General features: G+C 70.0%; 10 protein-coding genes. 9 read left to right on the top strand and 1 reads right to left on the bottom strand.

From position 1 onward, the window contains the following. The first annotated feature begins 928 nt into the window (after positions 1-928). The 8 genes from ACTRO_RS14195 to ACTRO_RS14160 all read left to right on the top strand — a co-directional run bounded on the left by ACTRO_RS14195 (position 929) and on the right by ACTRO_RS14160 (position 9,599). The gene (locus tag ACTRO_RS14195) at positions 929-1,456 is read left to right on the top strand and encodes a cupin domain-containing protein (RefSeq protein WP_034263561.1); all 528 of its coding nucleotides are present in this window, start codon (positions 929-931) and stop codon (positions 1,454-1,456) included. A gap of 86 nt (positions 1,457-1,542) precedes the next feature. Beyond that, on the top strand, positions 1,543-1,890 hold the full coding sequence (locus ACTRO_RS14190; RefSeq protein WP_245594376.1) for a rhodanese-like domain-containing protein: 348 nt from the start codon (positions 1,543-1,545) through the stop codon (positions 1,888-1,890). Next, on the top strand, positions 1,887-2,984 hold the full coding sequence (locus tag ACTRO_RS14185; protein WP_034263559.1) for an ABC transporter ATP-binding protein: 1,098 nt from the start codon (positions 1,887-1,889) through the stop codon (positions 2,982-2,984). Before ACTRO_RS14190 ends, ACTRO_RS14185 begins: the two co-directional genes overlap by 4 nt. Positions 2,985-3,134: 150 nt before the next feature. Then, complete coding sequence (locus ACTRO_RS14180; RefSeq protein ID WP_034263558.1) at positions 3,135-3,785, top strand: ABC transporter permease; 651 nt, start codon at positions 3,135-3,137, stop codon at positions 3,783-3,785. After that, positions 3,782-4,447 carry an ABC transporter permease gene (locus ACTRO_RS14175; protein ID WP_034263557.1) on the top strand — a complete coding sequence of 222 codons (666 nt, stop codon included), beginning with the start codon at positions 3,782-3,784 and terminating at the stop codon, positions 4,445-4,447. Before ACTRO_RS14180 ends, ACTRO_RS14175 begins: the two co-directional genes overlap by 4 nt. Before the next feature lie 34 nt (positions 4,448-4,481). Next, on the top strand, positions 4,482-5,462 hold the full coding sequence (locus tag ACTRO_RS14170; protein ID WP_051450820.1) for an ABC transporter substrate-binding protein: 981 nt from the start codon (positions 4,482-4,484) through the stop codon (positions 5,460-5,462). Positions 5,463-5,949: 487 nt separating this feature from the next. Then, entirely contained in the window at positions 5,950-7,815 is a 1,866-nt protein-coding gene (locus ACTRO_RS14165) for an ABC transporter ATP-binding protein (protein ID WP_051450819.1), read from the top strand. Continuing rightward, positions 7,815-9,599, top strand: coding sequence for an ABC transporter ATP-binding protein (locus ACTRO_RS14160; protein ID WP_034263556.1), 1,785 nt, complete (start codon positions 7,815-7,817; stop codon positions 9,597-9,599). The genes ACTRO_RS14165 and ACTRO_RS14160 overlap by 1 nt, the downstream gene beginning before the upstream one ends. Before the next feature lie 101 nt (positions 9,600-9,700). On the opposite strand, the gene ACTRO_RS14155 is transcribed toward ACTRO_RS14160, so the two are convergent. After that, the gene (locus ACTRO_RS14155) at positions 9,701-10,627 is read right to left on the bottom strand and encodes a glycosyltransferase family 2 protein (RefSeq protein ID WP_034263555.1); all 927 of its coding nucleotides are present in this window, start codon (positions 10,625-10,627) and stop codon (positions 9,701-9,703) included. Between the two features lie 215 nt (positions 10,628-10,842). On the opposite strand from ACTRO_RS14155, the gene ACTRO_RS49645 reads away from it, so the two are divergent. After that, positions 10,843-12,036: a M20 metallopeptidase family protein gene (locus ACTRO_RS49645; RefSeq protein ID WP_034263554.1), complete on the top strand. Its 1,194-nt coding sequence runs from the start codon at positions 10,843-10,845 to the stop codon at positions 12,034-12,036. Positions 12,037-12,330 lie beyond the last annotated feature (294 nt).

The raw sequence follows: 12,330 nt of genomic DNA, 5'->3' as shown, positions 1-12,330 counted from the left end.
GACACGGGACTCGATCGCGCGGATCGAGGATCGAGATGCTCGGGCCAAGGCGATGCAGGATTCTTCCGCACCGAGCGCGACCGGGCCACAGGACTGGACTCGGCCCGAGTGCAGCTCGCACCGGACCTCAGGGGGTGGGCTCTCTCCTCGGTCGGGCAGGCGAAGCCCGATCAGGGTTCTGCCGGGAGGTCAAGCGGCGCCATGCAAAATCCACCATCAGCGGAAGCCACCGCCGCTTGACCTCCCGGCAGGTCCCTGATTGCCTCCGGGGACCGACCGAGGAGAGAGCACACCCCCGCAACCCCACCACCCCGAACCCCAACCCGCCCCGCCGACGCCAGCACTTACGGAGACCCGGCACTCTCTCCGAGGGAAGGCCCCCGCCGGAGGCGAGATCTTGAAACCCCAGCCCACCCCACCAACGCAACGGGTGGGCGGGCGGTCAGACATGAAACAGGCGACGCGAAGCGGCCGCCCACACCACCACGACCACCCCGACCCGACCGGCCACCACCTCCCACCAACACTCAGTCGATCATCAAATCGTTCTAGATCAGCCGTTCCGCCTAGATCTGAACCTCGCGCAGACCCCAGCTGGCCGCGCGATTCCATGCGCTGAGTTCACAGCCTGAAAGTCGTCCCGGTGGCCGAAAGCGTGTCCTATACTCGCCGCATGACTTCGGCTGGCATCCGGCTCGTTCGCCGTACGCACCTGGACACTGTCCGGTACGTCGGCTGCCTGTGTTGCGCCTAGCCGTCTGACCCGCCGCTCGCGGCGGCGCTCCTGAACTTCCTCACGTCCGCATGTATCGGCGCCTTGCCCGGCGGACTTCGGCGCGGACCTCCGCGCCTCTTTCCCGGCCCCTCGCCTGCCGCCGCGTGCGCCAGGCGTTCCGGCACACGCGTCTGACCAAGACAGGCCCGTTCCATGACAGCACAGACAACCCTGCCGCACTCTCCCGTCGCCGCGCCCTCGCCTGCCGAACTGCTCGCCTTCGCGCACCAGGCCGCCGCCGACCCAGTGCTCATCGCCCGGCTCGAGACCCTGCCGGACCAGCGCACCTGGTTCGCACTGCCGGGCCCCGTCGGCAGTGAGGCCTGGGTGATCGGCTGGCCGCCCGGCGCCGAGACCGGGTGGCATGATCACGGCGGTTCCGTCGGCGCGTTCGTCACCGGAGCCGGCTCCCTGCACGAATCCTCACTCGCCGTGCCGCTGCCGACCTCCGGCTGGCGCACGCTCGAGCTGCTGCCCGACCTCGACCGGGAGCGCGACCTGCCCGCGGGCGCGGGCAGGGCCTTCGGGCCGAACCATCTGCACCAGATGGTCAACCCCAGCGCGACCGAGCATGCCGTCTCCGTACACGTCTATTACCCGCCGTTGCCCTTGATCCGCAGATACCGGCGCCGTGGACGGGTAATGGAGCTCAAGATGGTGGAGAGTCCGGAGCAGTGGTGAGCGGCGGGAGGGGAGCGATGGCGGGTGTGACCAGGCGCCGGACCATCGACGAGATCCTGTCGGAGGCTCGGGGCAGACTGGAGCGGGTGAGTGCCACCGAGGCGCACTCCCGCGCCTCGCGAGGCGCGCTGTTGATCGACATTCGGTACGAGGCACTGCGGAGGCGCGACGGCATCATCCCCCACGCCCTGATCATCGAACGCAACGAGCTGCAGTGGCGGCTCGATCCGCTTTGCCCGTACCGGCTGCCGCAGGCCGAGCACCACGACGTGGAGGTGCTCGTGCTGTGCAACGAGGGATACGCCTCGTCGCTCGCCGCGGCCGATCTGCAAGACCTGGGGCTGCACCGGGCCACCGACGTGGTCGGCGGATTCCAGGCCTGGGCCGCCGCCGGCCTCCCGGTGTCCCGGCCCCCGACCGAGGAGAACGCTTGATCACCTTCGAGAACGTGACGAAGAAGTACCCTGACGGCACCGAAGCCGTCGCCGGCCTGAGCCTGGAGGCGCCCGACGCGGCGATCACCGTGCTCGTGGGGCCCTCGGGGTGCGGCAAGACCACCACGCTGCGGATGACCAACCGACTGGTCGAGCCCAGCGACGGACGCATCCTGATAGACGGCGTGGACGTCCGGGACCAGCCGCTGACCAAGCTGCGCCGCGGCATCGGCTATGTCATCCAGCACGCCGGGCTCTTCCCGCACCGCACCGTCGCGGAGAACATCGGCACCGTGCCGCGGCTGCTCGGCATGGACCGGCGCGCGGCCCGGCGCCGGGCGCAGGAGCTGATGGAATTGGTGGGGCTGGACCTGGCCTTGGGCGGGCGTTACCCGCACCAGCTCTCCGGCGGCCAGCAGCAGCGCGTCGGGGTGGCCCGGGCGCTGGCCGCGGACCCGGCGATCCTGTTGATGGACGAACCGTTCTCGGCCGTCGACCCGATCGTGCGCAAGGGCTTGCAGGAGCAGTTCCTGCAGATCCAGGCCGAGGTCGGCAAGACGATCCTGTTCGTCACCCACGACGTGGACGAGGCGATCCGGCTCGGCGACCGGATCGCGGTGCTGCGTGAAGGCGGCCACCTCGCCCAGCTCGACCCGCCGCGACGGCTGCTGGAGAAACCGGCCGACGCGTTCGTCGAGCAGTTCCTGGGCCTGGACCGGGGCGTGCGGAGGCTGACCTTCATACCCAGCTCCGGCCTGACCCTGCGCACGGATGCCTTGGTCGCGCCGGGTATAGAGCCGGACGCATCCCAACTCGCCCTGCCGTGGCTGCTGCGCACGGACGAGAACCGCCGGCCGGCCGGCTGGTTCGCGCCGGGCGATCCGACCGGAGACGAGCTGCCGATCGGGCATCCGTTCGTGGCCGAGACCGACTCGCTGCGCGCCGCCCTGGACGCGGCGGTGCTCAGCCCCTCGGGCTGGGCCGTCGGCGTGGACGAGGACGGGCGTGTCGTCGGCGTGATCAGCCAGGAGGACATCGCCGCGGCCATCCGCGCGACGCACCATCAGCCCGCGCGCGAGCGGGTGGTCTCATGAGCGAGCTTGCGAGCTCATCATTGGGCACAGTGCGTCGCGAATGCGGCCTACCGAGCGCTAGCGAGGTGGTCTCATGAGCGAGCTTGCGAGCTCATCATTGGGCACAGTGCGTCGCGAATGCGGCCTACCGAGCGCTAGCGAGGTGGTCTCATGAGTGTTTTCGACCTGCCGAGCTATGTTCAGGAGAGCTACCTAGGCCTCGTCGGGCTTCAGCTCGAGATCGGCCTCGGCGCCACGCTTCTCGGCCTGTTGGTCGCGCTTCCGGTGGGTCAGCTCTGCTCGCGGCTGCCGCGGTTCTACCCGCCGGTGCTCGGGATCGTCACCATCCTCTACTCGATCCCCTCCCTCGCCTTGTTCATCGTGCTGATCGACGTGTACGGCGAGAGCTACACCTCGGTGTTCATCCCGCTCGCGGTCTACTCGCTGGCGGTCCTGGTGCCGGGGGTGGTCGACGCGATCCACTCGGTGCCGCGTTCGGTCCTCGATGCGGCCGACGGCCTCGGCTACGGCCGAATACGCCGCTACCTGGCCGTCGAGCTGCCGATCGCGCTGCCCCCGCTGATGGCCGCTCTGCGCGTGGCCGTCGTCTCCTCGCTCAGTCTGATGAGCGTCGGCGCGGTCATCGGGAACTACGGCGGCCTCGGCGACCTGTTCACGCTCGGCCTGCGCTTCTTCAACGTCCGGCTTATCTGGCTCGGCGTGATCACGCTGCTGGTGCTCTCCATCCTCTGCGACCTGGCCCTGCGCGGGGTGCAGCGGCTACTGACCCCGTGGGCGCGAGTGGCCGGGAGCGGCGGATGAACCTGCTGACCTATGTGCGGCAGTTCTTCGAGAACCCCGCCTACCGCACGGGCTACAACTCGATCGGCCACCGCCTCCTGGAGCACTGCGAGTACTCGTTGCTGGCGTTGGCCATCGCGGTCGTCATCGCGTTGCCGCCGGCCCTGTTCTCCGGCCACCACGGCCGCGGCGAGGGCGTGATCTCGGGCCTGGCCGTCGTCGGCCGGGCGATGCCCAGCCTCGGCCTGCTGGTGCTGCTCGCGGTGGAGCTCAACCTCAGCCTCGCCGTGACCATGATCCCGTTCGTATTGCTGGGCATCCCGCCGATCCTGCTCTACACCCACGCCGCCGTGCGCGGGGTCGACCCGGCCGCCGTCGACGCGGCGCGCGGGCTCGGCATGACCGGCTGGCAGACCCTCCGGCGGGTCGAGATCCCGGCGGCGCTGCCGCTGATCCTGGTCGGCCTGCGCAGCGCCGCGGTGCAGATCGTCGCCACCGCCACGCTGGCCGCGGAGACGTCCTTCGGCGGACTCGGACGCTACATCGTCGACGGGTTCAGCCAGTACGACTACGCCCAGGTGGTCGGCGGCGCGGTGCTCGTGGCCGGGCTCAGCGTGATCACGCTGCTCGTGTTCTGGCTGCTCGACCGCCTCCTGGTTTCCCCCGGCCTGCGCTCTCGCTAGACCAGGCCATCCCCCTTCACGACAAAGGAGCACCATGGCACGCAAGGTCTACCTCCGCTTCGCCGCCCCGACGGCAACTGTGCTCGCGCTCGGCCTGCTGGCCGGCTGCGGCAGTACCTCGAGCCCGGTCGGCTCGGGTGCGAGTTCGGGCGCGCCGAGCAGTAATCCGCTGGTACAGAAGGCCGCGCCGGACACGGTCGTGGTCGGCTCGGACAACTTCGCCGAGTCGATCCTGCTCGCCGACATCTACGGGCAGGCGCTGGCGGACAAGGGCACGAAGGTGTCCTACAAGCTCAACATCGGCAGCCGTGAGGTCACCTACGGACTGATCAAGTCCGGTGGGATCACGCTCAAGCCGGAGTACAACGGCGCGCTGCTGGCCTACCTGGACAAGTCCGCCACCGAGAGCTCGACCACCGAGGTGGACTCGGCCATCTCCGCGGCCCTGCCGTCGAACCTGGAGATACTCCAGTCCTCGACCGCGCAGGACAACGACACGCTGACGCTGTCCAAGCAGGAGGCGGCGGGCCTGGGCCTGACCCAGGGCGCGACGATCTCCGACTTCATCGCGAAGCTGGGTACGAAGAAGCTCGTGCTCGGCGGCTCCTCCGAGTTCCAGACCCGCACCCAGGGCCTGGTCGGCCTGGAGAAGACCTACGGGCTCAAGGCGTCGCAGGTCACGTACAAGACGCTCGACTCCGGCGGCCCGCTCACCGAGAAGGCGCTGACCGCCGGCGACGTGGGCGCGGGCGACCTGTTCACCACCGACTCGACCATCTCCCAGGGCGGCCTGCTCACCCTGACGGACGACAAGGGCATCTTCGGCGTGCAGGACGTGCTGCCGCTGGTGAACAAGTCCTCGTTCAGCCAGAGCCAGGCGGACGTGCTCAACGCGGTGGACGCCAAGCTCGACAGCGCCACGCTGCTCAAGCTCGACACCGAGGTGCAGGTGCAGAAGGAAGACCCGCTGACGGTGGCCGGCCAGTGGCTGCAGAGCGTGGGTCTCGGCTCGTAGCAGTCGCGGGACGCATCGCTGCACTCTGATGTGGCGGACCGGCTCCGGCCGGTCCGCCACATTTGCGTTTGGGCCGGCTCGCGCCGAGCCGGCGTTGTTCTAGAGACAGGGCCATTACCAATTCACCGGCAATTTCCATGAGCGTGCTAGTTGGATTCCAATGCAGATCGCCCGGATGCAAGTGCGGGCAAGCGGAATCCGCGATGTGACAGACTTTATAAGAGTTCTACACCTTAACCGGATCAGTCTCATCTCCTACCCACCCGACGTGCCGCTCCCCGCATCCGCGGACGGCCGCTCGCTCGGCCGGAAAACGGCTGAGTTCCGGAACCGTGGAGAAGGCCGTGTCCGGTCGCTGATACGTGCAGGGCAGGATCTTGACAGGGTACTCAATTGCACTGGATCATGTCCTCCCATGGCTGAACGGGAGATGCTCATGCGACAACGGTGGAAGACGTGGTCGGACGAAGCGATAGGTGACAGGTGGTTGATCATCAGGATGATGCCGGCGGCGGGCTGGCCGCTGGTGGTCTCGCTCGCCGCCGTCGACCTGGTCGTCGGCCTGCTTCCGGTGGCGTTCGTGCTCTTCTCCAGCGACGTGATCGGCCGGGTGCCGGGCGCGGTAGAACACGGCACCGGCTCGAGCCAGTGGCACGCGCTGATAGCCGCGTTCGCGCTGGCGTCCGGGGCCTTCATCGTGCTGCAGCTGTTCGTGCCCTTGCAGACCTCGCTCGGCGAGGTGATGAAGTACCGGGTGGACGGCCACTTCCAGCGCACCCTGATCACCTCGGCGCTCGACTCGACCGGGATCGGGCCGATGGAGGACCCGGCCACTCTCGACCGCCTCGACGAGGCGACCGAGAAGCTCGACCACAGCTGGCAGACCCCGGGCGGGGCGACCGCCGGGATGCTGCGCTACCTGAGCCGCTACGCCGGCCTGCTCGGCTACGTCGTGCTCGTCGGCGCGGTCAGCGCGTGGTGGGTGGCGCTGCTGTTGCTGGCCTCGACGATGGCCTTCCGCTACGGGCACCGTTCCGGGTTGCGGATCTGGAGCCGGCTGTGGCCGGTGATCGGGCCGCACCGGCGCCGCCGCGACTACTTCCGCGATCTCGGCATGTCCGCGGGCGCGGCGAAGGAGCTGCGCATCTTCGGGCTGACCGGCTGGGTCACCGGCGAGTTCCGCACCAGCGCGATCGCCTCGCTCAAGCCCATGTGGAAGGCCCGGCGCCGCAGCAACACCTACAACTTCCTGGTCTTCGCCGCGTTCGGCCTCGTCGTCGACACGCTGGCCGTCGCCTACATCGTCCGCTCCGCCGCCTCGGGTGAGATCTCGCTGACCAAACTCGCTCTCGGCCTGCAGGGCACGATCGCGGCCGTTCTGATCGGCGTCTTCTTCCATGAGGCCGACTTCCCGACGCAGTTCGGCATGAACGCCGTCTCGGCGGCCGAGGAGTTCGCCGCGAAGGTGGCCGGCGCGGTCGTCGACGACATCCCCGACGGCGCGATCGCCACCGCGCAGGGCCTGCCCGCGCAGACGCTGCGCTTCGACGACGTCTCGTTCTCCTATCCAGGCAGCGGACGCCAGGTACTCGACGGCCTCGACCTGACGCTCAACGCGGGGGAGTGCACCGCGATCGTCGGGCTCAACGGCGCCGGCAAGACGACGCTGGTGAAGTTGCTCGCGCGCCTCTACGAGCCGACATCCGGCGCTCTGCGCGTGGACGGCACCGACGTGCGCTCTTTCGAGGTGGACGCCTGGCGCCGACAGATCGGCGTCATCTTCCAGGACTTCACCCGCTATCAGCTCTCCGTCACCGACAACATCACCGTGGGCGCGGTCGAACGCCCGGTGGACATGCAGGCGGTGCGGGCCGCGGCCGGGAAAGTCGGCCTGGTCGAGACGATCGAGGCGCTGCCGCGCGGCTTCGACACGCCGCTGGCCCGGCAGTACGACGACGGCGCCGACCTCTCCGGCGGACAGTGGCAGCGCGTCGCCATCGCCCGCGCGCTCTACGCCGTCGACGCGGGCGCGCGCGTCCTCGTGCTCGACGAACCGACCGCGGCGCTCGACGTGCGAGCGGAAGCAGAGTTCTTCGACTCCTTCGTCGACCTCACTCGCGGCCTGACCACGCTGCTGATCTCGCACCGCTTCTCCAGCGTCCGCCGCGCCGACCGGATCGTCGTGCTCGAACACGGCCGGGTGATCGAGGACGGCACGCACGAGTCGCTGCTCACCGAGGAAGGCCGCTACGCGGAGTTGTTCCACCTGCAGGCCGAGCGGTTCGCGGCCGGCCTCGACGCCGAGGGCGCCGAGGGCGACGAGGACGACGAGGACGAGAAGGAGGAGATCTGATGAGGGACGCGCTCGCCAGCACCTGGCAGCTCTACGCGATCGCCTGGCGCACCAGCCGCGGCCGCATCCTGCTCTCGACCGTCCTGGTGCTGCTCGAAGGACTGGCCTGGCCCGTGCTCGCCCTGAGCATGAAGGGCGGGGTGGACGCCGCCGTCGCGCACGAGCACGGCTCGATGATCGGCTACGGCGCCGCGATCGCGGTCTCCGCCATCGGCGTGCTGCTGCTGCACCACTTCTCCTACGTGCCCTACATCGAGACCTGCGACATGGTCGAGGTCGACCTCGACGCCGAGCTCATCGCGCTGGCGAACGGCTCGGCCCGGATCGAGCACCACGAACGGGCCGAGTACGCGGACCGGATCGCCGTGCTGCGGCGCGAGCTGAGCACCTTCGACACCGGCCTGACCGGGCTGTTCACCGGGCTCTCGCTGCTCGTCGCGCTGGTCACCACCAGCGTCATCCTGGCGGGCGTCGCCCCGTGGCTGCTGCTGCTTCCGGTCGCGGCGCTGCCGCCGGTGTGGACCGGCCAGCTCGCCCAGCGGATGGTCGACCGGTCAAAGAGTTACGCCGCCACTCCGCTGCGCCAGGCCGAGCATTTCTACAAGCTGGCCACCACCGCGGCCAGCGCGAAGGAACTGCGGGTCCTGCGACTGCGGAGCGAGGTGGTCCGGCGCCAGTCGGAGCAGTGGGAGATCGCCAGCCGCATCCTGCGGACCGGACAGCTGCGCGCGACCTACGTCAGTGCCCTGGGTCAGCTGTGCTTCGCCGCGGCCTACGTCGGATCAGTGCTCTTCGTACTGTTCCAGGCCGCGCACGGGCACGAGCAGGTCGGCGACGTGGTCCTCGTCGTCACGCTCGCCGCGCAGGTCAACCAGCAGGTCAGCACCGGGCTGGATCTGCTGCAGAAGCTCCAGCGCGTCGCCTACGCCCTGACCCGGCTGCGCTGGCTGCGCAAGCTCGTCGCCGAGCAGGAGCCGCCGGCCCCCGATGCGCCGCTGCCCGAGACGATCCAGCGCGGCATCGAGCTGTGCGACGTCGCCTTCACCTACCCGGGCACCGCCCAGCCGGTGCTCAGCGATGTCAACCTGCGGATCAAGGCCGGTTCGACGGTCGCGATCGTGGGGGAGAACGGCGCGGGCAAGACCACCCTGGTGAAGCTGCTCTGCCGCTTCTACGACGTCTCGAACGGGACCATCAGCCTCGACGGCGTCGACATCACCCGCTTTCCGCTCGAAGAGTGGCGCGGCCGGATCTCGGCCGGCTTCCAGGACTTCGTGCGCTTCGAGCTCACCGCCCAGCGCACCGTCGGCATCGGGGACCTGCCGCGGCTCGACGACGAGGCCGCGGTGCTCGGCGCGCTCGACCGGGCCCGGGCCACGGTGGTGCTCGAGCGGCTCGAGGACGGCTTGGCGACGGAGCTCGGCCGCGGCTACAGCGACGGCACCGAGCTCTCCGGCGGCCAGTGGCAACGGCTGGCCCTCGGCCGCGCGATGATGCGGGAACTGCCGCTGCTGCTCGTGCTCGACGAGCCGACCTCGGCCCTCGACGCGATGGCCGAGCACCAGCTCTTCGAGCAGTACGCGGTCAACGCCCGAAGGGTGGGCGAGGAGGCGGGGGCGATCACCGTGCTGGTCTCGCACCGCTTCTCCACCGTGAGCATGGCCGACCAGATCCTGGTGGTCGCGGACGGGAGGATAGCCGAGGCGGGCAGCCACGACGAGCTCATGCGGGCCGACGGCCTGTACGCCGAGCTCTACTCGCTGCACGCCTCAGCGTTCGAATAAACATCCGGCCGAAGCCGTCGAATAACAGAATACTGATTGAGATTCCCCGGGTGTCCGGGCGGTCGCGCGTCGGCCGCCCGGACGAGTATTTTCGGGTTCTGCTATTCCCGGCCCGTGACAGCCTTCTGCAAGGCGGTTTCCACGTCCGCCTCCGCCAACGCGCCGCTGTACTGGTCGTGCAGGACCCGCAGCACGTTCTCGTACCAGAACGGCGAGAGCGCGGTCTTGTGCTGGTCCAGCTGCACGAAGCCGATCTCGTAGGCGCGCTGAACCAAGGCGCGCCCGCGCGCGGCCACGGAGCCGGCCGCCACCGGCCACAGGTCGCACAGGTGGCTGTAGCCCACCTGGAAGGCGTGGATCGCCCGCGACTCCGCCTCGGTCGGGTCGGCCTTGTGCTCGTGGCGCGGAAGCCGGTGGTAGACGGCCGTTGCGGCGGGGGCGTGGTGGAACCGGTACCCCTCCCGGTCCATCCGCAGCCACAGCTCCCAGTCCTCAGCCAGCCGGATGCCCGCGTCGAACCGCGGCCAGTCCGGCCCGGTCCGGCGCAGGGTCAGGCCCAGCGGCGGGATGAAGTTGGCCATCTGCAGGAACTCGCGGTCGAAGTCGTAGTTGAAGGCCGGCCGGGCGTCCCGGTAGCCCTCGGCCGTCGGCTCCGCGCGCACATCGCTGACCAGCATCGTGGTGTACACGGCGTCCGCCAAGCCCTCGATGAGCGGCGGCAGCACGGCATCGAAGTGCCCCGGGAGCAGCACGTCGTCATCGTCGAGGAAGGTCACGAAGTCGCCGTCGGCCACGTCCATCGCCGCGTTCCGTGCGGCCGAAGGGCCCCGGTTGCCTTCCAGCTCCAGCAGTTCCAGCGCGAGGTCGTTGCGGAACGGCGCCACCGCCTCGGTCACGTCGGCGCCCCCGTCGTTCACGACGATCGCCTGGATGCGGCCCCCGAGGTCCTGCGCCCGCAGGCTCGCCAGCGCGTAGCCGAGCGCGTCCGGCCGGTTCGCCGTCGGGATGACGACGCTGATCTGATCCACTGTTCCCGCCTGTCCGATCGAGCCCTGCTCCGCTGGATCACCGGGGGACTTTATCAGACCCCTTAAGTTCTGCGCCGATGGCTGATCCGTGCGTGACACCTCCGGTGGCGGCGGATTCGTGCAGCTCGGACCGCTCCGCCCGGATCCGGTGAGGATGTGGGCACGTTTCCTGCCTCTGCCCCCGCCTCGCCCGCCCGACCGCACCGGAGAAGCCCATGACCCTCGCCGAATCCGCCGCCGCGCTCCAGCCGGAACTGGCCGCGCTGCGCCGGGAGATCCACCGGGAGCCGGAGATCGGCCTGCACCTGCCCGCGACCCAGGCCCGTGTCCTGAAGGCGCTCGACGGGCTCGGGCTGGAGGTGACGCTCGGGCAGCAGCTGAGCAGCGTCACCGCCGTGCTGCGCGGCGACCGGCCCGGGCCGGCCGTACTGCTGCGCGCGGACATGGACGCGCTGCCGGTGCAGGAGACGAGCGGCCTGCCGTACGCCTCGACCGTTCCCGGCGCGATGCACGCCTGCGGCCACGACCTGCACGTTGCCGCTCTGGTCGGTGCCGCGCGGCTGCTGGCCGAGCGCAAGGCGGAGCTGGCCGGGTCGGTCGTCTTCATGTTCCAGCCCGGCGAGGAGGGCGGCGGCGGGGCGCAGATCATGATCGATGAAGGGGTTCTCGACGCCGCGGGCGAGCGCGTCGTCGCCGCCTACGCCCTGCACGTGGGCTCGGCGCTGCTGCCGCAGGGCTGGGTCGCCGGACGGCCGGGACCGATCATGGCCGCGGCCGACTCGCTGCGGGTGACCTTCAACGGCCGAGGCGGTCACGGCTCGAGCCCGCAACTCGCGCTCGACCCGGTGCCCGCGATCTGCGAGGCCGTACTCGCCCTGCAGACCATGGTGACCCGCCGCTTCGACGCGTTCGACCCAGTGGTGCTGACCGTCGGCACCCTGCACGCGGGCACCGTCGAGAACGTCATCCCGCAGTCCGCCTCTTTCGCGGCGACGGTCCGTTCCTTCTCGCCGCAGTCCCGCGCCGTGGTCGCTGAGGAGTCGGTGCGGGTGGTGCGCGGCGTCGCGGCGACGCACGGGCTCGCCGTCGACGCTGAGTTCGAGTACGGATACCCGGTCACGGTCAACGACGCCGCCGAGAGCGCGTTCGCGGCCGGCACGGTGGAGCAGGTGCTGGGGGAGGGGCGCTACGTCGAGATGCCCCACGCCATCGCCGGCTCGGAGGACTTCGGCGTCCTCGGCGCCCTCGTCCCCTCCGCCTACGTGATGCTCGGCGCCTGCCCGGCGGACCGCGATCCGTTCACGGCCGCCTTCAACCACGCGCCGGAGGCGCTCTTCGACGACGCGGTCGTCGGCGACGGCGCGGCGCTGCTCGCGGGTCTGGCGATCGGCAGGCTCGCCCGCGGCTGAGCCGCGTCCGTGTCCTGATCGTTGTCTTCCCACGGATCGATCGGCACGTAGCCGTGGGCGCGGCCCTGCGCGTCGAGGAGGTGGCCGACCAGCTTCACCGTCCGCAGGGTCAGCTGCCGGTCGAGCACGCGCGCGGCCGGCACGCGGCGCGCCAGCGCCGCCTCGACCTGCCGCGCGTCGCCGATCCGATGCGTCATCACATTCGCCACCACGTTGGCCCGGGAACCTGCCGTCATCGCGCACATCCGGGTGGCCGGCTGCTCGGCGAACCAACCCGCCGCCGTGGATTCGTCC

The sequence above is a fragment of the Actinospica robiniae DSM 44927 genome (assembly GCF_000504285.1).
GTDB lineage: Bacteria > Actinomycetota > Actinomycetes > Streptomycetales > Catenulisporaceae > Actinospica > Actinospica robiniae.
Note: the sequence above shows the minus strand (reverse complement) of the source record. Positions and strands in the feature narration are given on the sequence as shown.

Coding starts and splice junctions, on each gene's coding strand:
- ACTRO_RS14170 (WP_051450820.1), top strand. CDS start 4,482: ATGGCACGCAAGGTCTACCTCCGCTTCGCCGCCCCGACGGCAACTGTG.
- ACTRO_RS49645 (WP_034263554.1), top strand. CDS start 10,843: ATGACCCTCGCCGAATCCGCCGCCGCGCTCCAGCCGGAACTGGCCGCG.
- ACTRO_RS14195 (WP_034263561.1), top strand. CDS start 929: ATGACAGCACAGACAACCCTGCCGCACTCTCCCGTCGCCGCGCCCTCG.
- ACTRO_RS14160 (WP_034263556.1), top strand. CDS start 7,815: ATGAGGGACGCGCTCGCCAGCACCTGGCAGCTCTACGCGATCGCCTGG.
- ACTRO_RS14175 (WP_034263557.1), top strand. CDS start 3,782: ATGAACCTGCTGACCTATGTGCGGCAGTTCTTCGAGAACCCCGCCTAC.
- ACTRO_RS14180 (WP_034263558.1), top strand. CDS start 3,135: ATGAGTGTTTTCGACCTGCCGAGCTATGTTCAGGAGAGCTACCTAGGC.